Source organism: Azospirillum argentinense (genome assembly GCF_000632475.1).
Taxonomy (GTDB): Bacteria; Pseudomonadota; Alphaproteobacteria; order Azospirillales; family Azospirillaceae; genus Azospirillum; species Azospirillum baldaniorum.
Genome location: NZ_CP007793.1, coordinates 1,327,286 through 1,346,582, shown reverse-complemented (window position 1 = coordinate 1,346,582; position 19,297 = coordinate 1,327,286). Strand labels below are relative to the sequence as shown.

The following is a 19,297-nucleotide window of genomic DNA, read 5'->3' as shown; positions in this document are numbered from 1 at the left end:
CCGCCGCCATCATGCCGCCTCCATCATGCCGGGGCGCTGGTCCGCCCCAGGCGGCGCAGGCGATGGCGCTGCCACAGCAGGAAGGCCGCCGTCATGACGAAGCCGGCCTCGTCCGTCACGGGCAGGGACAGGACGAACAGGAAAGCCGCCGCCGCCGCGAACACCCGTTCCGCCCAGTTCATCGGCGTCCAGAAATAGCCGATGGTCGCCGCGCCCCACAGGCCGATGGAAATCAGCGCCTTGAACAGGACGTAGGCCACGGCCAGCGGGTCGTCGGTCTGGAGCATCAGCGCCGGGTCGTACACCGCCATGAAGGGCACGACGTAGCCCGCCATGGCGACGCGCGTGGCGATCCAGCCGATCTCCATGTGCCCGGCCCGGCAGATGGACGAGGCGGCCAGCGCCGCCAGGGCCACCGGCGGGGTCAGGTCGGCCATGATGCCGAAGTAGAAGACGAACATGTGCGAGACGATCAGCGGCACGCCCATCTGCAGCAGGGCCGGCGCCGCGATGGCCGCGGTGATGATGTAGTTCGCCGTCGTCGGCAGGCCGGTGCCCAGGACGATGCAGGCCAGCATGGTCAGCAGCAGCGCGATCAGCAGGTTGCCGCCCGACAGATCCATGATGGTGGAGGCGAAGCTGGAGGCCAGTCCGGTCAGCGTCAGGATGCCGATCAGCACGCCCACCAGCGCGCAGGCCACCCCCACGCCCACGGCGTTCTTGGCGCCGTCGGCGAGGCTCTGCACCAGCAGCGCCAGCGTCTCCCGCCCGCCCTTCAGCGCCAGACAGGGCAGGACCAGCAGTCCGACGATGGCGAAGGCCAGATGCTCCGTCCGCAGCCCCATCCGCCACAGCGCCGCGGCGATCAGGCCGAGGACGACCCAGAAGCCGACGCGCAGGACCGTCGGGCCGATGAATCCGACGATCCGCGTGCCGAGGATCAGCGCGACGGTCAGGGCGATGCCGATCACTCCGGCGAACAGCGGCGTGAAACCGGAGAACAGCAGATAGACCAGCGCCGCCAGCGGCAGGATCAGGTACCAGCTTTCCTTCAGCGCACTGAGGACGCTGGGGCACTGGTCCTTTGGCAGGCCGACGAGGTTGTTCTTGCCGGCCTCCAGATGGACCATCCAGAAGGCGCTGCCGAAATAGAGGATGGCCGGGATCGCCGCGGCGATGGCGATGTCGCTGAAGGGGACGCCGATGGTCTCCGCCATGATGAAGGCGGCCGCCCCCATGACCGGCGGCATGATCTGCCCGCCCATGCTGGCCGTCGCCTCCACCGCCCCGGCGAAGGCCGGGCGGTAGCCGAAGCGCATCATCAAGGGGATGGTGAACTGGCCGGTGGTCAGCACGTTCGCCACGCCCGAGCCGTTGATCGTCCCCATGAAGCCGGAGGAAATGACCGCCACCTTCGCCGGCCCGCCCTTGGCATGGCCGACGAGCCCCAGCGACACGTCGTTGAACAGCTTGATCATGCCGGCGCGCTCCAGGAAGGCACCGAACAGGATGAACAGGAAGATGAAGGTCGCCGACACGAAGGTGGGCGTGCCGTAGATGCCCTCGGTCGAGAGGTACAGGTTGTCGATCACCTGATCGACGTCGTAACCGCGGTGGGCCAGCCCGAAGGGCAGATGCCGCCCGAACAGCGCGTAGGGGATGAAGACGCCGCACATGATCGGCAGCGCCCACCCCATGATGCGCCGCGCCGCCTCGAACACCAGCGCGATGGTCAGCGCGCCGACGATCAGGTCCGTGGTGTTCGGATCGCCCGCCCGCTGGATGAGATCGACCTCGAAAACGTAATGGTAGAGGCCCAGTGCGAACGCGCCCAGGCCGAGCAGCCAGTCGTACCAGGGAACGCTGCGCCGTTCCGCCTCCTGCCGGAAGCCGAACAGGGTGAAGGTCATCAGCAGCAGGAAGCCGACATGGACCGACCGGACGACCATGCTGGACAGCGGGTTGAAGGCCGCCGTCCAGATCTGGAACAGCGAGAAGGCGACGGCGATGGCGAAGACGGCCTTGCCCGCCACGCCTTCGAAGGCCACGACCGTGGAGGGGTTCTCACGGTCGATGGCTTGGCGGATTTTGTTGTCCGCCTCTTGGGGGGATGCGCTCATCGCACGGGGGTTCCGGGACGACGCGGCGCGCTTACATCAGGCCCTTTTCCTTGTAGAACTTTTCCGCCCCCGGATGCAGCGGCACCGGCGACTGGATGGTCGTGGCGTCCAGCTTGATCTGCTTGGCGGCGGCGTGGGCCGCACCCATCGCGTCGAGATTCTCGAACATCGCCTTGGTCATCGCGTAGACCGCGTCGTCCGACACGCCGGAATGGGTGACCAGCAGGTTGCGCACCGCCGCGGTCGGCACCGGCTCGCTCTGGCCGCTGTAGCTGTTGGCCGGGATGGTCTCGGCGATGTAGGCGGGATCGCCGACCTTCTGGATCACGTCGGCCGGGATCGACACGATGGTGATGTCCTGCGAGGTCGCCAGATCCTTGATCGCCGCCACGCCGAGCCCCGCGGAGATCAGCGTCGCGTCGAGCTGCCGGTTCTTGATCAGGTCCACCGATTCGGCGAAGGGCAGATACTCGGTCTTGGCGAAATCTTTGTAGCCCAGCCCGGCGGCGGCGAAGATCGCGCGGGCGTTCAGCTCCGTGCCCGACTTCGGCGCACCGACCGACACGCGCTTTCCCTTCAGGTCGGCCAGCGTCTTCACGCCGGAGTCCTTGCTGGCGACGATCTGGATGTAGTTGGGGTAGATGGCGGCGACGGTGCGCAGCTTGGTCAGCTTGGTCTTGAAGCCGGCCTCCTCGTCGCCCTTCCAGGCGCCGCTCAGCGAATCGCCGAGCGAAAAGGCGATCTCGCCGCGCTCCGACTGAAGGAGGTTCAGGTTCTCCACTGACGCCTTGGTCGCCTGGACCGTGACCTTCGCCCCCGGGATGGCCTTGCCGTAGATGCCCGACAGCGCGACGCCCAGCGGGTAATAGACGCCGCTGGTGCCGCCGGTCAGGACGGTGACGAACTGCTCGGCCTGGGCCGGCAGCGCGGTGAGCATGCAGACGCCGACCGCGGCCAGGAAACGCTTCATACTTCTGCCCTCCCAAAAGGCTGTCCGTTGCGGATCGTTCGTAAGACGCTTTGGTTTGCGTCGGATTGTTGGCTATCCTAACTTGTGGTCGGTGGGTCCGCCAGTCCGTAGGAACCGATAGGCGCGCGGCGGTTCGGCACAAGCACTCTCCCTTCGGAGGAGGCCGAACGGCGTCTTGACCGGATAGGACGGCGCCCCCCTATCCTTGTTCCGGTTGGTCCTGCGCCACACTTTATCCCGCAGAGTCGAAAGAACCCGTCGAAAGAAGCGTCGCGAAAGTCCGAGGCAACAGAACGTCACCAAACAATGGGAGGACAGCGGATGTCGTGTACCGTTTCCATGACCGTCAACGGAAAGGCGGTCTCGCGCGAGGTGGAGGAGCGGACCCTGCTGGTCACCTTCCTCCGTGACCAGCTCGGCCTGACCGGCACCCATGTTGGCTGCGACACCAGCCAGTGCGGCGCCTGCGTCGTCCACATCGACGGGCGGTCGGTGAAGTCCTGCACCATGCTTGCCGCCCAGGCCGACGGCGCCGCGGTCACCACCATCGAGGGGTTGGCGGCGGCGGACGGCACGCTGCACCCGATGCAGGCGGCCTTCCGCGAGCATCACGGCCTGCAATGCGGCTTCTGCACGCCGGGCATGGTGATGAGCGCCGTCGATCTGGTGACCACCAACCCCTCCCCCAGCGAGCACGAGGTCCGCGAAGGGCTGGAGGGCAACATCTGTCGCTGCACCGGCTACCACAACATCGTCAAGGCGGTGATGGCCGGGGCGGAAGCGATGCAGGGCGGCACGATGAAGGCCGCCGCCGAATAACGGGCGGAAGCAAGGCTCACATGGGAGGAACACGAAGATGGCGAACCCCACCGGCATCGGCGCTTCCGTGCGCCGGCGCGAGGACGCGCGCTTCCTGACCGGGCGCGGCACCTACACCGACGATATCAACCGGCCCGGCCAGACCCACGCGGTCTTCGTCCGGTCCCCCTACGCCCACGCCCGCATCATCGGGATCGACGCGGCCGAGGCCATGCAGGCCCCTGGCGTTATCGCCGTGCTGACCGGCGCCGACATGGAGACCGACAAGGTCGGCAGCCTGCCCTGCGGCTGGCAGATCCACTCCAAGGACGGTTCCCCGATGAAGGAGCCGCCGCACTTCCCGATTGCCCGCGACCGCGCGCGCTACGTCGGCGACGCCGTCGCCGTGGTGATCGCCGAGACGCGCGAGCAGGCGAAGGACGCCGCCGAACTGGTGATGGTCGATTACGAGGAGCTGCCGGCGGCGGTGACCTCGCTGAAGGCGCTGGAGGGCGGCGCGCCGCTGGTCCACGACGACGTCGGCGGAAACCTCTGCTTCGACTGGCATCTCGGCGACGCGGCGGCGGTGGACGCGGCCTTTGCGCAGGCGGCGCATGTGGCGAAACTCGACCTCGTCAACCAGCGGCTCGTCCCCAACGCCATGGAGCCGCGGGCGGCGCTCGGCGAGTATGACCGGGCGACCGGCGAGCACACGCTGACCACCACCAGCCAGAATCCGCACGTCATCCGCCTGCTGATGGGCGCCTTCGTCCTGGGCATCCCGGAGCACAAGCTGCGCGTGGTCGCCCCCGACGTCGGCGGCGGCTTCGGCTCCAAGATCTTCCATTACGGGGAGGAGGCCGTCGTCACCTGGGCGGCGAAGAAGGTCGGGCGCCCGGTGAAATGGACCGCCGAACGCTCGGAGAGCTTCCTGACCGATGCCCACGGCCGTGACCATGTCAGCCACGCCGAGCTGGCGATGGACCGGGACGGCAACTTCCTGGCGCTGCGCGTCGCGACCATCGCCAACATGGGCGCCTATCTGTCGACCTTCGCGCCGTCGATCCCGACCTACCTCTACGCAACGCTGCTGGCCGGCCAGTACAAGACCCCGGCGATCTACGCCGAGGTGAAGGCGGTCTTCACCAACACCGTGCCGGTGGACGCCTACCGCGGGGCCGGGCGGCCGGAGGCCTGCTACCTGATCGAACGGCTGGTCGAGGTCGCCGCCGCCGAAACGGGCATCGACAAGGCGGAGCTGCGCCGCCGCAACTTCGTGCCGGCCAGCGCCATGCCCTACCAGACGCCGGTGGCGCTGCAGTACGACACCGGCGACTTCGCCAAAAATCTCGACATCGCCCTGCCGCTGGTGGACTACGACGGCTTCGCGGCGCGCAAGGTCGAATCCGCCCGGCGGGGCAAGCTGCGCGGCATCGGCTTCGCCACCTACATCGAAGCCTGCGGCATCGCGCCGAGCAACGTCGCGGGCGCTCTGGGCGCGCGGGCTGGCCTCTATGAATCGGCGGAGGTGCGCTTCCACCCCACCGGCTCGGTGACGGTCTTCACCGGCTCCCACAGCCATGGGCAGGGCCACGAGACGACCTTCGCGCAGCTCGTCTCCGAGCGCTTCGGCGTGCCCATCGAGAATGTGGAGATCGTCCACGGCGACACCAGCAAGATCCCCTTCGGCATGGGCACTTATGGCTCGCGCTCGCTGGCGGTCGGCGGGTCGGCCATCGTCAAGGCGATGGACAAGGTGGAGCGCAAGGCCAAGAAGATCGCCGCCCACATGCTGGAGGCCGCCGAGGCCGACATCGAGGTGAAGGACGGGCGCTTCGTCGTGGCGGGCACCGACAAGGCCCTGACCATCGGCGACATCGCCCTCCAGGCCTACGTCCCGCACAACTTCCCGCTGGACGAGCTGGAGCCGGGGCTGGACGAGCAGGCCTTCTACGACCCGAAGAACTTCACCTACCCCAACGGCTGCCACGTCTGCGAGGTGGAGATCGACCCCGACACCGGCGTGGTCCAGGTGGCGAGCTTCGCCGCGGTGGACGATTTCGGGCGGGTCATCAACCCGCTGATCGTCGAGGGGCAGGTGCATGGCGGGCTGGTCCAGGGCATTGGGCAGGCGCTCTACGAGAACTGCGTCTACGACGAGGACTCAGGCCAGCTCATCACCGGCTCCTACATGGACTACTGCATGCCGCGGGCGGACGACGTGCCGTCCTTCACCGTGCGCTACCACGAGGACCAGCCCTGCACCCACAACCCGCTGGGCGTGAAGGGCTGCGGCGAGGCCGGGACCATCGGCGCGTCGGCCGCCGTGATGAACGCGGTGGTGCACGCCCTGTCCGAGTACGGCGTCACCCATCTCGACATGCCGGCGACCCCCGAACGGGTCTGGCAGGCGATCCGGCGCCACACCCCCGCCCAGGCGGCCGAATAAGAGGGAGGAGACATCATGTACGCCTTCACCTATCACCGCCCCAAGAGCATCGCCGACGCCGTCGCCCTGCTCGGCCAGTTCGAGGACCCGAAACTGCTGGGCGGCGGACAGACGCTCCTGCCGACGCTCAAGCAGCGCCTTGCCCGGCCGAGCGACCTGATCGACCTCGGCCAGATTCCCGAGCTTCAGGGCATCCGGGAGGAGGCCGGCGGCCTGACCGTCGGCGCCTTCACCCGCCACGCCCAGGTCGCCCATTCCGAGACGGTGCAACGGGTCATCCCGGCGCTGGCCAGCCTCGCCGAGGGCATCGGCGACCGGCAGGTGCGCAACATGGGCACACTCGGCGGGTCGATCTGCAACGCCGACCCCTCCGCCGATTACCCGGCTGCGGTCGTCGCGCTGAAGGCCACGCTGCGGACCGACCGCCGGGAGATCGCGGGCGACGACTTCTTCACCGGCATGTTCGAGACGGCGTTGGAGCCCGGCGAGATCGTCACCGCCGTGCATTTTCAGACGCCCGACAAGGCCGCCTACGCCAAGTTCCGCAACCCGGCCAGCCGCTACGCCATCGTCGGCGTGTTCGTGGCCGTGTTCGGGAGCGAGGTGCGGGTGGCAGTGACCGGCGCCGGTCCGTCCGTCTTCCGGGCGGACGACATGGAGGCGGCTCTGGCCCAGGACTTCCGCGCCGACGCCCTGAACGGCGCGTCGGTGTCGGCGGCCGGGCTGAACGCCGACATCCACGCCAGCGCCGACTACCGCGCCCACTTGGTGCGGGTGATGGCGCGGCGCGCGGTGGAGGCGTGTGGGTAAAAGTCCCTTCACTGTGAAAGTCCCCTCTCCCCTCTGGGGAGAGGGTTAGGGTGAGGGGGTTGCGCTTTTGCCGAACGTACCGCCATGTACATCCCCCTCACCGGCCCTCCGGGCCACCCTCTCCCCGGAGGGGAGAGGGTTACCGCACCCTGTAAGGCATCCCGCCCACCATGCCCAACACCCTCCCCGCTTCCGTTGATGACACGCTGGACCTGCTGCGGCGGGGGAACTACGTCGCCGACCGCTCGCTGGCGACGGCGCTGTACCTCGCGCTGAAGCTGCGGCGCCCGCTGTTCCTGGAGGGCGAGGCCGGGGTCGGCAAGACCGAGATCGCCAAGGTGCTGTCCGCCACGCTGGGCCGGCGCCTGCTCCGGCTTCAATGCTACGAGGGGCTGGACGTCGCCGCGGCGGTCTATGAGTGGAACTATCCCCGGCAGATGATGGAAATCCGGCTGGCCGAGGCGTCGGGCGACCGCGACCGGGACGCGCTCAGCGCCGATCTCTTCTCCGAGCGCTTCCTCATCAAGCGCCCGCTGCTCCAGGCGCTGGAACCCGACTTGGCCGGTCCTCCCGTCCTGCTGATCGACGAGCTGGACCGCACCGACGAGCCGTTCGAAGCCTATCTCCTCGAAATCCTCTCCGATTTCCAGGTCTCGATTCCGGAGTTCGGGACGGTCACAGCGCCGGAGCCGCCCATCGTCATCCTGACCTCCAACCGCACCCGCGAGATTCACGACGCGCTGAAGCGGCGCTGCTTCTACCACTGGGTCGATTACCCCAACGCCGAGCGCGAGCGCGCCATCCTGGCGGTGAAGGCGCCGAACGCCGACGCGCGGCTGGCCGCCCAGGTCGTCGGCGTCGTACAGAGCCTGCGCGGGATGGACCTCTACAAGGCGCCGGGCGTGGCGGAGACGCTGGACTGGGCGCAGGCGCTGGTCGAGCTGAACCAGTTGGAGCTTGAGCCCTCGGTCATCAACGACACGCTGGGCACGCTGCTGAAATACCAGGACGACATCGCCCGCATCCAGGGCAGCGAGGCCGCGCGCATCCTGGCCCAAGTCAAGACGGAACTCGCTGCCGGCACGGCGCGGTGAGCGGCCATGCAAGGCGGCCTCGCCATCAACCTGATGCATTTCGCCCGCGCGCTGCGGGCGGCGGGGTTGCCGGTCGGGCCGGGCAAGCTGCTCCAGGCCGTGGAAGCCGTTGAGGCGGTCGGGATCGGCAACCGGGCGGACTTCTACTGGGCGCTGCACGCCGTCTTCGTGAACCGGCGCGACCAGCGCGAGGTCTTCGACCAGGCCTTTCACGTCTTCTGGCGCAACCCGGACATCCTGAAACGGATGATGGGGCTGATGCTGCCGACCATCCGCACGGAGTCGCCGGACACGCAGGACCCAATGTCCCGCCGCGTCGCCGATGCGTTGCGCGGAACCGCGCCGGAGGCCGAGGGTCCGGAGAAGTCGGAGATCGAGGTGGATGCCGCCTTCACCGTTTCGGCCCAGGAACGATTGCAGGAGAAGGATTTCGAGAAAATGTCGGCGGCGGAGATGGCCGAGGCCAAGCGGATGCTCGCCCGCATCGCCCTGCCGGTGGCCGAGGTGACGACCCGCCGCCACCGCCCCGACCCGCGGGGGCCACGCGTGGACCCGCGGGCGACGCTGCGGCGGATGCTGCGCTCCGGCGGCGATCTCGCCGATCTGGCGCGGCGCAGCCGCCGAACGCGCCCGCCGCCGCTGGTGGTGCTGTGCGACATCTCCGGCTCCATGACGCGCTATTCGCGGATGCTGCTGCATTTCATGCACGCGGTCAGCAACGACCGCGACCGGGTGCACAGCTTCGTCTTCGGCACCCGCCTGACCAACATCACCCGCCATCTGCGGCACAAGGACGTCGATGTGGCGCTGGACGCCGTGTCGGCGGCGGTGGCCGACTGGTCGGGTGGGACGCGCATCGGCACGGCGCTGCACGCCTTCAACCGGACCTGGGCGCGTCGGGTTCTCGGCCAGGGGGCGGTGGTTCTGCTCATCACCGATGGGCTGGACCGGGATGCCGGCGAAGGGCTTGCGACGGAGGCCGAACGCCTGCACAAGAGCTGCCGTCGACTGGTCTGGCTGAACCCGCTCTTGCGGTGGGAGGGGTTCGCACCAAAATCCAGCGGTATCCGGGCCTTGTTGCCGCATGTGGACGACTTCCGCCCGGTCCACAACCTGAACAGTCTGGCCGGGCTCGCCGACGCGTTGAACCGCGACGGGCCGCGACGGGCCGAAAGCCTGCGCAAGTGGCTGAAGGAGGCCGCATGAAGGACGATATTCTGGAGCAGGCCGCGGGCTGGCGCGCGGAGGGCCGCAAGGTGGCCCTGGCGACGGTGGTCGCCACCTGGGGGTCCTCCCCCCGCCCGGTGGGCAGCCAGATGGCGGTGGACGACGCCGGTTCGATGATCGGCTCGGTCTCCGGCGGCTGCATCGAGGGGGCCGTGGTGCACGAGGCGCGCAAGACCATGGAGGATGGCGAGCCCCGGATGATCTCGTTCGGGGTCAGCAACGAAATGGCCTGGGAGGTCGGATTGGCCTGCGGCGGCCGGGTGCAGGTCTATGTCGAGGCCGTGGAATGAAGCGCGACATCACCGAACGGCTGCTCGCCGCCCGCAAGGCCGGGCGTCCCGTGGCCCTGGTCACCGACCTCGGCACCGGTCTGCAGACTCTCGTCTACGAGGACGCCATCCACGGCGGTTTCGGGCTCGAGGACGACCTTCTGGAGGAGGTGCGGGAGCGGCTGCGCCAGGATCGTTCCGGCCTCATCAGCGATTTGGAGGATGAGGAGGACGGCGTCCAGCTCTTCGTCCAGACCCACAACCCGCCGCTGCGCCTGCTGGTGGTCGGCGCCGTGCACATCGCCCAGGCCCTGGCCCCCCTTGCCGCGCTGACCGGCTACGCCGTCACGGTGATCGACCCGCGCGGCTCCTTCGCCACGGAATCGCGCTTTCCCGGCGTTTTCCTGCACGATTCCTGGCCGGACGAGGCGCTGTCCGCCCTGACGATCGACAACCGCACCGCCGTGGTGACGCTGACCCACGACCCCAAGCTGGACGACCCGGCGCTGCTGGTGGCGCTGCGCTCCCCGGCCTTCTACGTCGGGTCGCTCGGCAGCAAGCGCACCCACGCCAAGCGGCTGGAGCGGCTGAAAGAGCAGGGCGTGACCGACGCGGAGCTGGCGCGCATCCACGCCCCGGTCGGGCTGGACATCGGCGCCGTGACCCCGGCGGAAATCGCCCTGTCGGTCATGGCTCAGATCACCGCCGTGCGGCGCAAGGCCGGCGCGGTCTGACAGGAGTTCATCACCATGTTTTTCGGCCCGCTGCCCCTGCGGGAACTGGAGGGCGCCATTCTGGCGCATTCGGTCCGCCGCGGCTCCGTCAGCTTCAAGAAGGGCCGCGTCCTCAGCGCCGAAGACGTGACGGCGCTGCGCGACGCCGGCCTTACCACGGTGACCGTCGCCAAGCCCGGTCCTGACGACGTGGGCGAGGACGCCGCCGCCGCCCGCATCGCCGCCGCCCTGAAGGGGCAGGAGATCACCGTCGGGGCCGCCTTCACCGGGCGCGTCAACCTGTTTGCCGAATCGCGCGGCCTGTTCGTTCCGGATGTCGAACGGATCAACGCGCTGAACCTCATCGACGAAAGCGTAACGGTCGCCACCCTGCCCGCCTTTGCGCCGGTCGAGCCCGGCCAGATGGTCGCCACGGTCAAGATCATCCCCTTCGCCGCCCCCCGCGGCGCCGTGGAGGGGGCGGAGGTCGAGGCGTCCGCCGGGATGCCGGCGCTGCGCGTCGCCCCCTTCCGTCCGCTGACCGCCGCGCTGATCCAGACCCGCCTGCCCGGCGTGAAGGACAGCGTCCTCGACAAGACCGTGGCCGTGACGCGGCAACGTCTGGAGGCGATGGGCGGGCGGCTGGTCCGCGATTCGCGCTGCTACCATGGCGAGGCGGCGCTCGCCGACGCCATCGCGGCGGCGGGGCGCGTCGACCTGCTGCTGATCGCCGGGGCCTCGGCCATCACCGACCGGCGCGACGTGCTGCCGGCGGGCATCGAGCGGGCGGGCGGCGTGATCGAGCATTTCGGCATGCCGGTCGACCCCGGCAACCTGCTGCTGATCGCGCACATCGGGGAGACGCCGGTGCTCGGCCTGCCGGGCTGCGCGCGGTCGCCCAAGCTGAACGGCTTCGACTGGGTGCTCCAGCGCATCGCCGCGGGGATTCCGGTGACGCGGGCCGACGTCATGCGCATGGGCGTGGGTGGCCTGCTGGCCGAGATCCCCAGCCGGCCCCTGCCACGGGCCGGCACCGTCGCGGTGGAACCGCCGCGCGCGCCGCGCATCGCCGCGCTGGTTCTGGCCGCCGGACGGTCGAGCCGGATGGGCGGCAGCAACAAGCTGCTCGCCGATGTCGGCGGGGAGCCGCTGGTCGTCCGCACGGTCGAAGCGGTGCTGGCCTCGCAGGCCAAGCCGGTGGTGGTGGTGACCGGCCACATGGCGGAGGCAGTGTCCGCGCCGCTGGCCGGGCGTCCGCTGACCATCGTCCACAACCCGTCCTTCGCCGACGGGCTCAGCGCCTCGCTGCGCGCCGGGCTGGCCGCCCTGCCGGCGGATATCGACGGTGTGGTGGTGTGCCTCGGCGACATGCCGCGAGTCACGCCGCAGGCCATCGACCGGCTGATCGCCGCCCACAACCCGCTGGAGGGTCGGACCGTCTGCGTCCCGACCATCCATGGCAAGCGCGGCAATCCCGTCCTGTGGGACCGCGGCTTCTTCGCGGAGATGGCGAAGCTGAGCGGCGATGCCGGGGCCAAAACCCTGCTGGCCACCCACGCCGATCAGGTGGTCGAGGTGCCGGTGGAGGACGGCGGCATTCTCTACGACGTGGACACGCCGGACCTGCTGGCGGAGCTTCGCGGGTAAGGTCAGGCCGCCCGTTCGATCACCAGATCCAGCCAGCGGCGGGAGATCGTCCGGGCGACCGCCTCGGCGGCGGGCAGGTGCCGCTCCAGCGCGGCGTCCAGCCCGTCGAGGACGGCCCGGTTGCGCTCCCGCGAGTCGACGCCGAATTTCTCCGCCCAGCCGCGGACGATGGCGGCGTCGGCCTCCGGGTGGAACTGGAAGGCGTAGAGGTTGCGGCCGAGCCGGAAGGCCTGACGCATGCAGGCTTCGCTCCAGGCCAGTGGCACGGCGCCCTCGGGAAATTCGAAGGTGTCGTAGTGCCACTGCACCATGTGCAGCTCCGGTGCCAGCCCGCCGAGCAGCGGATCGTCCGAAGCGGCGTTGAACAGCCGCACCGCGCCCACGCCGATCTCCGCCACCGAATGGCGGTAGACGCGGGCGCCGAAGGCGCGGGCGGCCAACTGCGCCCCCAGGCAGATGCCCATCACCGGGCGCTCTTCCGCCGAGAAAGCGCGGATCAGTTCCATGACCCGCGGAAAGTGCGGCCCCTGACCGTCGTTCCAGGCGTCCTGCGGTCCGCCGAGAACCAGAAGCCCGTGATAGCCCTCCGGCGTGGCGGGCAGAACCTCCCCTTCGTCAGCGGCGACGGTGACCAGCGTCGCGCCGAACTCGGTCAGCGCGTCCCCGACGAGTCCGGCGGGGGCGTTTCGGTTGTTCTGAACGACCAGGATGCGCATGGAGGGGCCACGTCGGTGAAAGCGGATGCCCCGTTCATGAGCGGCGGAGGCGGCGAAATCAAGCGGCGCAAGGCGGCTATGCGCCGCGCCGCGGGACGGCGTACAGTGCGATGACGCGAAGGAAGCCTTTCAACTTCCCCAGGGAGACGTGATCGATGCTGACCCGGATTCGCACGCTGGCGGGGGCCGCCGCCCTTGCCGGCACCCTGCTGTTCCCCGCGACCTTGCTGTTCCCGACCTCCGCCGCCGCGCAGAACGGCACGGTGACCTTCCTGCACTTCAACGACATCTACGAGATTTCCCCGGTGAAGGGCCGCGGCGGCTTCGCCCCCCTGATGACGGTGCTGAAGACGGAGCGGGAACGCAGCGCCGGTGCGCTGACGACGGTGGGCGGCGATTTCCTGTCCCCCTCCCTGCTCTCCGGGACGACGCGGGGCGCGCAGATGCCCGACCTGTTCAACGCCATGGGCGTGGACGTCGTCGGCTTCGGGAATCACGAGTTCGACTTCGGCACGGAGGTGCTGAAGGCCCGCATCGCCGAATCGAAGTTCCCCTGGGTCGGCACCAACATCGCCGGACCGGACGGCCAACCGTTTCCCGGTTCGGTCGCCACCTGGACGAAGACGGTCGGCGACGTCAAGGTCGGTTTCCTCGGCGTCCTGACGCCGGAGACCGCGCATCTGTCCAGCGGCGGGGCGGAGGCCACCTTCACCAACGTGCAGGCCGCCGCGGCCCTGGCGGTGAAGGCGCTGCGCGACGCGGGGGCGAACATCGTCGTGGCGCTGACCCACCAGACCATCACGGAGGACCGTGATCTGGCCATCAAGGTGAAGGGCATCGACCTCGTGCTGGGCGGCCACGACCACGACCCTATCAGCTTCTACGAGGGATCGACCCTGATCCTGAAGGCCGGGGCGGACGGCCATTACCTCGGCGTCATTGATCTGGCGGTCAGCACCAAAGCGACCGAAAAGGGGCCGGCGACCACCGTCGCTCCGGCCGGCTGGCGCTTCGTCACCACCGCCGGGGTGGCTCCGGACTCCGAGGTCGGGGCGCTGGTCAAGCGCTACACCGACCAGCTCGACGCCACGCTGGCCGGGGTGATCGGGCGGACGGAAACCGACCTGGACAGCCGCAAGGACGTCGTCCGTTCGCAGGAGACGACGATGGGCAACCTGATCGCCGACGCGCTGCGCGACGGGTTGAAGGCCGACGTCGCCATCACCAACGGCGGCGGCATCCGCGCCGACACGCTGCACCCGGCGGGCAGTTCGCTGACCCGCAAGGACATCTTCGCGGAGATGCCCTTCGGCAATGTCGCCGTGCTGACCCTGCTGTCCGGCGCCGACATTCTGGCCGCGCTGGAGCATGGCGTGTCGAAGGTGGAGGACAAGGCCGGGCGCTTCCCCCAGGTGTCGGGCCTGACCTTCACCTATGACCCGAAACTGCCGTCGGGCACACGCGTGATCGGCGTGACGGTGAACGGCCAGCCGCTCGACCCCGCCCGGACCTACCGCGTGGCGACCAACGACTACATGCTGAAGGGCGGCGACGGCTACGCCGCGCTGTCCCGCGGCCGGACGGTGGTGGACGCCTCCGGCGCCGTGCTGATGGCGACGATGGTCATGGATTACGTGGAGGCGAAGAAGACGGTCGCCCCGAAGGTCGAAGGCCGCATCGTCGCGAAGTGACCGGAGCGCGCGCAAAAAAAGAACGCCCCTGGACCGGCTGGTCCGGGGGCGCAAGGCCAGGATGGATCGTTGGTGAAGCGTCAGGCGCTGCGGCGGACGTGGCGCGCGGCCCCTTCGACCCGCGCGTTCAGCCGCCGCACCGCGTCGTTCGCGGTTTTCGCCGACAGCTCCGACACCTTGACGCTGCGGTTCAGCAGAAGTTCCATCTCGTCTTTGACCATGCTGCTCTGCGCCGCATAGAGGTCCTGGACCGACCGGCTGCGCATCATCGCGTTGATGCCTTCGGCGTTGCGGGCCATGGCCTCCTGGGCGAAGCCCATCCATTCGCGCATGATGGACTGCATCCCGTCCATCAGCACGGACCCGCACTGCGTCATGACGTCCATGTTCTCGCGGGCCTGCTGGGCGACCTCGCCCTGAGCCTCCGCGGACAGGCCCATCATGCGGTTGAGTTGATCGGTGGTTTGACCGGCGACCTGGCCAGCCACCTGGGTCGCCTTTCCCATCATGTCGCTGGCCGTGTCGGCGCCGCGCTGGGTCGTTTCCGCGGCGGTTTCCGCCATGCGGCGCGTGGTGTCCTCGGCAACATTCCGGCCTTTGGCGGCGGTGTCGCGCGCGATGGTCTGCGCGTCCTTCTCTGAAGCCATCTGCCTTGCTCCTGGTTTCGTTCCGTCCGAATCGGACGCTCCCCCCATTTTTCTTGAGTGTCGCGATTTTTGTGCAGTGCGACACAAACATCCATATACCATGGTGGCGAAGAATAGTTCCACAACTCTAAAAACTAACCTTACCTACTTTTTTGTGGATACAGAGAAGTCTCCGCCAGGATTTATTGAAATGAGTTTTGCATCAAATTTCACGGAGTGTTTTAATTGATCCAAAGAAAATCACCAAGCAGCACCGCAAGTGAGATGCGGATCGCCGGAACACACCCCAAATTCTGAGGAAGGAAATCCTGAGCCGGCGCGCTGCCCGTCCTGGTCCGGCACCGGCCCACCCGCGGAGGATGCCCATGCTCATCGGCGTGCCGACGGAAATCAAAAACCATGAATACCGCGTCGGGTTGACCCCGGCCTCGGTCCGTGAACTGACGCATCACGGGCACAGCGTGCTGGTGGAGGCGGGAGCCGGCGCCGCCATCGGGCTGGACGACGAGCACTATGAAGCCGCCGGGGCGGAGATCGTGCCGGACGCCGCAACCGTCTTCGCCCGCGCGGAGATGGTGGTGAAGGTGAAGGAGCCCCAGCCGCAGGAATGCGCGATGCTGCGCCGGGGGCAGATCCTGTTCACCTATCTGCACCTCGCTCCCGACCCGAAGCAGACCAGGCTGTTGCTGGACTCCGGCGCCGTTGCCATCGCCTACGAGACGGTGACGGATTCCCGCGGCGGCCTGCCGCTCCTGGCGCCGATGAGCGAGGTGGCCGGCCGCATGTCGGTCCAGGCCGGTGCCCATTGCCTGGAGAAGGCCCAGGGCGGGCGCGGCGTCCTGCTCGGCGGCGTGCCCGGCGTTCCGGCGGCCAAGGTGGTGGTGCTGGGCGGCGGCGTGGTCGGCACCAACGCCGCCCGCATGGCCATGGGGCTGGAGGCGAAGGTGGTCGTCATCGACAAGTCCTTGCCCCGTCTGAAGGAGCTGGACCTGCAATTCGGCGCCAAGCTCCAGACGCTCTATTCGACCGTCGACACGATCGAGGAGCATGTGCTCGACGCCGACCTCGTCATCGGTGCAGTCCTCGTGCCGGGGGCCGAGGCGCCGAAGCTGGTGACCAAGGCGATGGTGGAGCGGATGCGGCGGGGCGCCGTGGTGGTGGACGTCGCCATCGACCAGGGCGGCTGCTTCGAGACATCGCACCCCACCACCCACGCGGAGCCAACCTATCTGGTGGACGGGGTGGTCCATTACTGCGTCGCCAACATGCCGGGGGCGGTCGCGCGCACCTCGACCTTCGCGTTGAACAACGCCACCCTGCCCTTCACGCTGGCGCTCGCCGACCGGGGATACCGCGCGGCGCTGGCGCGCGCCCCGCATCTGCGGGCGGGGCTGAACATCCACGCCGGGGCGGTCACCTGCAAGGCGGTGGCCGACGCCCAGGGGCTGGGTTACCAACCGGCGGAGGAGGCGCTGCGGCTTTGAATGCGGTTCCCGGAGGGGGCGACCGCGACCGCCCCCTTCGAAAGCGGGTACTCAGGCCGACCGGAGCCGTGAGAAGCGGAAATCGCAGTGGCTGGCGCCGCCGGCCAGGGTTTGCGTTCTTTCCAGATGGATGCCGCGTGTCGCGTAGGCGTCGAAATCAAGACCGCAGATGTTCGGCAGAAGGTCCTTGTCACCATGGCGGGCCGCGAATTTGCAGAAACCGCAGGCTTTGTAGTTGATGCCGAACTCGAAACGATCTCCTGGACCCGGCTCGACGAAGTCGTAGACGAAATCTTCGGGAAACTGCTCCTGATGGCTTTTCTCCGCCTGTTCACGGAGAAACGCCTGATTCTCCGGTGACATGAATTGACGCCCCGCGGCGAGGCGTTCCGCTTCGGGCACGGTGAGCAGCTGGGCCTTGTAGGTGTCCCGCTCGATGTCGCCGATCACGGACAGCGGCACACCGTGCCGCCGGAGCACCCGGCTGATCGCCATGAAGCCGAGGAGACGCATGAAGAAGTCGCTCATGCGACTCTCCGCGCCCCCGACATAGGGCATTTGCGTGAGCACGATGGCGAACTCGTCCATCACCTCCCGCCTGATCCCATCAAGGCTGGATGGGGGAACGTGCTCGCCCAACATCGCTTCGGCAAGATCGAGGCGATGGCGCATGGCGGCCTCCATCGCGCTGCGATGATCCTCATAAAATGGATGGACCGTCTCAACCATTCGGCGCTCCCAAATGAACAACGGCAATTTTCTTCTGACTCACGGGCGTTTTCCGCCGAAGCGGGCGGCGATCTCTCCGACGATGCCGCGGCGGAACAGCAGCACGCAGGCGACGAAGATGACGCCGATCACCACCGGCACCGGCAGGTTGCTCGCCGCCAGATAATTCTCCAGCGTCACCACCAGCGCCGCCCCGACCACCGGGCCGAACAGCGTCCCGATGCCGCCCAGCAGGGTCATCAGCACCACCGCGCCGGACATCTGCCACTGCACATCGGTCAGGGTGGCGAGTTGGAAGACGATCGCCTTGGTGCCCCCGGCCAATCCGGCCAGCGTGGCGGACAGGACGAAGGCCATCAGCTTGTAATGGTCGGTGCGGTAGCCGAGCGAGATGGCGCGCGGCTCGTTCTCGCGGATCGCTTTCAAGACTTGCCCGAAGGGCGAATGGACGGTGCGCCAGATCACCGCAAAGCCGAAGAGGAAGACCGCCAGCACCGTGTAGTACATCGCCATCGACTGGCTGAGGTCGATCACCCCGAACAGATGCCCGCGCGGTACCGCCTGGATGCCGTCCTCGCCGCCGGTGAACTTGAGCTGGAGCGCCATGAAGAAGACCATCTGCGACAGCGCCAGCGTGATCATGGCGAAGTAGATCCCCTGCCTGCGGATCGCCAGCGCACCGAAGGCCAGACCGAGCGTCGCGGCGAAGGCCGTTCCCAGCAGGATGCCGAGTTCCGGCGGCAGCCCCCAGACCTTCACCGTGTGGGCGGTGATGTAGGCCGCCCCGCCGAAGAAGGCGGCGTGGCCGAAGCTGAGCAGACCGGCGAAGCCGATCAGCAGGTTGAAGGCGCAGGCGAACAACGCGAAGCACAGCACCTTCATCACGAAGACGGGGTACAGCACGTAGGGCGCGGCGATCAGGACCAGCAGCAGCACGGCCAGGGCCAGCAGGCCCGGCATGGCCGGTCGTCCGGTGGCGGGGGCCGCGGTTTCGCGGCGGACGGCGTGGATTTCGGTCGCCATGGGTCACCTCTCCCGCCCGAACAGGCCAGCGGGCTTGATCAACAGCACCACGGCCATGATGACGAAGACGACGATGTTGGACGCCTCCGGATAGAACACCTTCGTCAGACCTTCCAACAGGCCCAGACCATATCCGGTCAGCACCGCCCCCAGAATCGACCCCATGCCGCCGATCACCACCACGGCGAAGACGACGATGATCAGGTTGGAGCCCATCAGCGGCGACACCTGATAGATCGGGGCGGCCAGCACGCCGGCCAGCCCGGCCAGTGCCACGCCGAACCCGTAGGTGGCCGTGATCATCAGCGGCACATTGATGCCGAAGGCCTGGACCAGAACCGGATTCTCGGTGGCGGCGCGCAGGTAGGCGCCGAGCTTCGTCCGCTCGATGGCGTACCAGGTGGCGAGGCAGACGACCAGCGAGGCGACGACGACCCAGCCGCGGTAGTTGGGCAGGAACATGAAGCCCAGATTCTGACCGCCGCGCAGCAGATCGGGGATCGGGTAGGGCTGGCCCGACACGCCGTAGAAATGGCGGAACGCCCCCTCCACGATCAGCGCGAGGCCGAAGGTCAGCAGCAGCCCGTAGAGATGGTCGAGCTTGTAGAGGCGGCTGAGCAGCGTCTTTTCCAGCACCACGCCGAAGGCGCCGACAACCAGCGGCGCCAGAAGCAGCGCCCACCAGTAGCCGATCCCCGCCGTGGTCAGCAGCAGCCACGCCACGAAGGCCCCCAGCATGTAGAGCGCGCCGTGGGCGAAGTTGATGACGTTGAGCATGCCGAAGATGACCGCCAGCCCGAGGCTGAGCAGCGCGTAGAAGGATCCGTTGATCAGCCCCAGCAGAAGCTGCCCGAACAGCGCCTGCGGCGGGATGCCGAAGATGGTGGACATGGTGGTTCGCCTCCGGCCG

The 19,297-nt window shown here is 68.3% G+C and carries 17 protein-coding genes; 10 read left to right on the top strand and 7 right to left on the bottom strand.

Annotated features, from left to right (window positions below):
• Positions 1-23: 23 nt before the first annotated feature.
• Entirely contained in the window at positions 24-2,120 is a 2,097-nt protein-coding gene (locus ABAZ39_RS06345) for a TRAP transporter permease (RefSeq protein ID WP_038527776.1), read from the bottom strand.
• 31 nt (positions 2,121-2,151) lie between these two features.
• On the bottom strand, positions 2,152-3,090 hold the full coding sequence (locus tag ABAZ39_RS06340) for a TAXI family TRAP transporter solute-binding subunit (protein WP_038527773.1): 939 nt from the start codon (positions 3,088-3,090) through the stop codon (positions 2,152-2,154).
• 321 nt (positions 3,091-3,411) lie between these two features.
• Between ABAZ39_RS06340 and ABAZ39_RS06335 the strand changes: the two genes are divergently transcribed.
• From ABAZ39_RS06335 to ABAZ39_RS06300, 8 genes are all read left to right on the top strand, one after another.
• Positions 3,412-3,909, top strand: a complete 498-nt coding sequence (locus tag ABAZ39_RS06335; protein WP_038527771.1) for a (2Fe-2S)-binding protein — start codon at positions 3,412-3,414, stop codon at positions 3,907-3,909.
• Between the two features lie 37 nt (positions 3,910-3,946).
• Positions 3,947-6,337 carry a xanthine dehydrogenase family protein molybdopterin-binding subunit gene (locus tag ABAZ39_RS06330; RefSeq protein WP_038527769.1) on the top strand — a complete coding sequence of 797 codons (2,391 nt, stop codon included), beginning with the start codon at positions 3,947-3,949 and terminating at the stop codon, positions 6,335-6,337.
• Between the two features lie 15 nt (positions 6,338-6,352).
• Entirely contained in the window at positions 6,353-7,147 is a 795-nt protein-coding gene (locus tag ABAZ39_RS06325) for an FAD binding domain-containing protein (RefSeq protein WP_038527767.1), read from the top strand.
• Between the two features lie 170 nt (positions 7,148-7,317).
• Positions 7,318-8,241 (top strand): AAA family ATPase, encoded by a 924-nt coding sequence (locus tag ABAZ39_RS06320; protein ID WP_038527765.1) that lies wholly within the window; start codon positions 7,318-7,320, stop codon positions 8,239-8,241.
• A gap of 6 nt (positions 8,242-8,247) precedes the next feature.
• A complete protein-coding gene (locus tag ABAZ39_RS06315) occupies positions 8,248-9,447 on the top strand; it encodes a vWA domain-containing protein (protein ID WP_038527764.1) in 1,200 nt (399 codons plus the stop codon).
• The gene (locus tag ABAZ39_RS06310; protein WP_035673760.1) at positions 9,444-9,758 is read left to right on the top strand and encodes an XdhC family protein; all 315 of its coding nucleotides are present in this window, start codon (positions 9,444-9,446) and stop codon (positions 9,756-9,758) included. Before ABAZ39_RS06315 ends, ABAZ39_RS06310 begins: the two co-directional genes overlap by 4 nt.
• Positions 9,755-10,471 (top strand): XdhC family protein, encoded by a 717-nt coding sequence (locus ABAZ39_RS06305; protein WP_038527761.1) that lies wholly within the window; start codon positions 9,755-9,757, stop codon positions 10,469-10,471. The genes ABAZ39_RS06310 and ABAZ39_RS06305 overlap by 4 nt, the downstream gene beginning before the upstream one ends.
• A gap of 15 nt (positions 10,472-10,486) precedes the next feature.
• Positions 10,487-12,097 (top strand): NTP transferase domain-containing protein, encoded by a 1,611-nt coding sequence (locus ABAZ39_RS06300; RefSeq protein ID WP_038527759.1) that lies wholly within the window; start codon positions 10,487-10,489, stop codon positions 12,095-12,097.
• A gap of 2 nt (positions 12,098-12,099) precedes the next feature.
• Here ABAZ39_RS06300 and ABAZ39_RS06295 read toward each other — a convergent pair whose 3' ends face one another.
• A complete protein-coding gene (locus tag ABAZ39_RS06295; protein WP_038527758.1) occupies positions 12,100-12,813 on the bottom strand; it encodes a type 1 glutamine amidotransferase in 714 nt (237 codons plus the stop codon).
• A gap of 155 nt (positions 12,814-12,968) precedes the next feature.
• Between ABAZ39_RS06295 and ABAZ39_RS06290 the strand changes: the two genes are divergently transcribed.
• Complete coding sequence (locus tag ABAZ39_RS06290; RefSeq protein WP_051657835.1) at positions 12,969-14,504, top strand: bifunctional metallophosphatase/5'-nucleotidase; 1,536 nt, start codon at positions 12,969-12,971, stop codon at positions 14,502-14,504.
• An 80-nt stretch (positions 14,505-14,584) separates the two neighbouring features.
• Here the strand turns inward: ABAZ39_RS06290 and ABAZ39_RS06285 are convergent, their stop codons facing one another.
• The gene (locus ABAZ39_RS06285; protein WP_038527757.1) at positions 14,585-15,151 is read right to left on the bottom strand and encodes a phasin family protein; all 567 of its coding nucleotides are present in this window, start codon (positions 15,149-15,151) and stop codon (positions 14,585-14,587) included.
• A gap of 365 nt (positions 15,152-15,516) precedes the next feature.
• Here ABAZ39_RS06285 and ald point away from each other — a divergent pair, with 365 nt between their 5' ends.
• A complete protein-coding gene (ald, locus tag ABAZ39_RS06280) occupies positions 15,517-16,635 on the top strand; it encodes an alanine dehydrogenase (protein WP_038527756.1) in 1,119 nt (372 codons plus the stop codon).
• Positions 16,636-16,686: 51 nt separating this feature from the next.
• Here ald and ABAZ39_RS06275 read toward each other — a convergent pair whose 3' ends face one another.
• From ABAZ39_RS06275 to ABAZ39_RS06265, 3 genes are read right to left on the bottom strand one after another with little or no spacing between them, the layout of a single operon-like run.
• Positions 16,687-17,364: an L-2-amino-thiazoline-4-carboxylic acid hydrolase gene (locus tag ABAZ39_RS06275; protein ID WP_038527754.1), complete on the bottom strand. Its 678-nt coding sequence runs from the start codon at positions 17,362-17,364 to the stop codon at positions 16,687-16,689.
• A 39-nt stretch (positions 17,365-17,403) separates the two neighbouring features.
• On the bottom strand, positions 17,404-18,387 hold the full coding sequence (locus ABAZ39_RS06270; RefSeq protein WP_014240402.1) for a branched-chain amino acid ABC transporter permease: 984 nt from the start codon (positions 18,385-18,387) through the stop codon (positions 17,404-17,406).
• A 3-nt stretch (positions 18,388-18,390) separates the two neighbouring features.
• Positions 18,391-19,278, bottom strand: coding sequence for a branched-chain amino acid ABC transporter permease (locus tag ABAZ39_RS06265; protein ID WP_038527753.1), 888 nt, complete (start codon positions 19,276-19,278; stop codon positions 18,391-18,393).
• Between the last annotated feature and the right edge of the window lie 19 nt (positions 19,279-19,297).

What these genes read in the sequence shown, in the direction of transcription:
- ABAZ39_RS06345 (WP_038527776.1), bottom strand. Translation starts at nt 2,120, where the DNA reads ATGAGCGCATCCCCCCAAGAGGCGGACAACAAAATCCGCCAAGCCATC.
- ABAZ39_RS06340 (WP_038527773.1), bottom strand. Translation starts at nt 3,090, where the DNA reads ATGAAGCGTTTCCTGGCCGCGGTCGGCGTCTGCATGCTCACCGCGCTG.
- ABAZ39_RS06335 (WP_038527771.1), top strand. Translation starts at nt 3,412, where the DNA reads ATGTCGTGTACCGTTTCCATGACCGTCAACGGAAAGGCGGTCTCGCGC.
- ABAZ39_RS06330 (WP_038527769.1), top strand. Translation starts at nt 3,947, where the DNA reads ATGGCGAACCCCACCGGCATCGGCGCTTCCGTGCGCCGGCGCGAGGAC.
- ABAZ39_RS06325 (WP_038527767.1), top strand. Translation starts at nt 6,353, where the DNA reads ATGTACGCCTTCACCTATCACCGCCCCAAGAGCATCGCCGACGCCGTC.
- ABAZ39_RS06320 (WP_038527765.1), top strand. Translation starts at nt 7,318, where the DNA reads ATGCCCAACACCCTCCCCGCTTCCGTTGATGACACGCTGGACCTGCTG.
- ABAZ39_RS06315 (WP_038527764.1), top strand. Translation starts at nt 8,248, where the DNA reads ATGCAAGGCGGCCTCGCCATCAACCTGATGCATTTCGCCCGCGCGCTG.
- ABAZ39_RS06310 (WP_035673760.1), top strand. Translation starts at nt 9,444, where the DNA reads ATGAAGGACGATATTCTGGAGCAGGCCGCGGGCTGGCGCGCGGAGGGC.
- ABAZ39_RS06305 (WP_038527761.1), top strand. Translation starts at nt 9,755, where the DNA reads ATGAAGCGCGACATCACCGAACGGCTGCTCGCCGCCCGCAAGGCCGGG.
- ABAZ39_RS06300 (WP_038527759.1), top strand. Translation starts at nt 10,487, where the DNA reads ATGTTTTTCGGCCCGCTGCCCCTGCGGGAACTGGAGGGCGCCATTCTG.
- ABAZ39_RS06295 (WP_038527758.1), bottom strand. Translation starts at nt 12,813, where the DNA reads ATGCGCATCCTGGTCGTTCAGAACAACCGAAACGCCCCCGCCGGACTC.
- ABAZ39_RS06290 (WP_051657835.1), top strand. Translation starts at nt 12,969, where the DNA reads ATGCTGACCCGGATTCGCACGCTGGCGGGGGCCGCCGCCCTTGCCGGC.
- ABAZ39_RS06285 (WP_038527757.1), bottom strand. Translation starts at nt 15,151, where the DNA reads ATGGCTTCAGAGAAGGACGCGCAGACCATCGCGCGCGACACCGCCGCC.
- ald (WP_038527756.1), top strand. Translation starts at nt 15,517, where the DNA reads ATGCTCATCGGCGTGCCGACGGAAATCAAAAACCATGAATACCGCGTC.
- ABAZ39_RS06275 (WP_038527754.1), bottom strand. Translation starts at nt 17,364, where the DNA reads ATGGTTGAGACGGTCCATCCATTTTATGAGGATCATCGCAGCGCGATG.
- ABAZ39_RS06270 (WP_014240402.1), bottom strand. Translation starts at nt 18,387, where the DNA reads ATGGCGACCGAAATCCACGCCGTCCGCCGCGAAACCGCGGCCCCCGCC.
- ABAZ39_RS06265 (WP_038527753.1), bottom strand. Translation starts at nt 19,278, where the DNA reads ATGTCCACCATCTTCGGCATCCCGCCGCAGGCGCTGTTCGGGCAGCTT.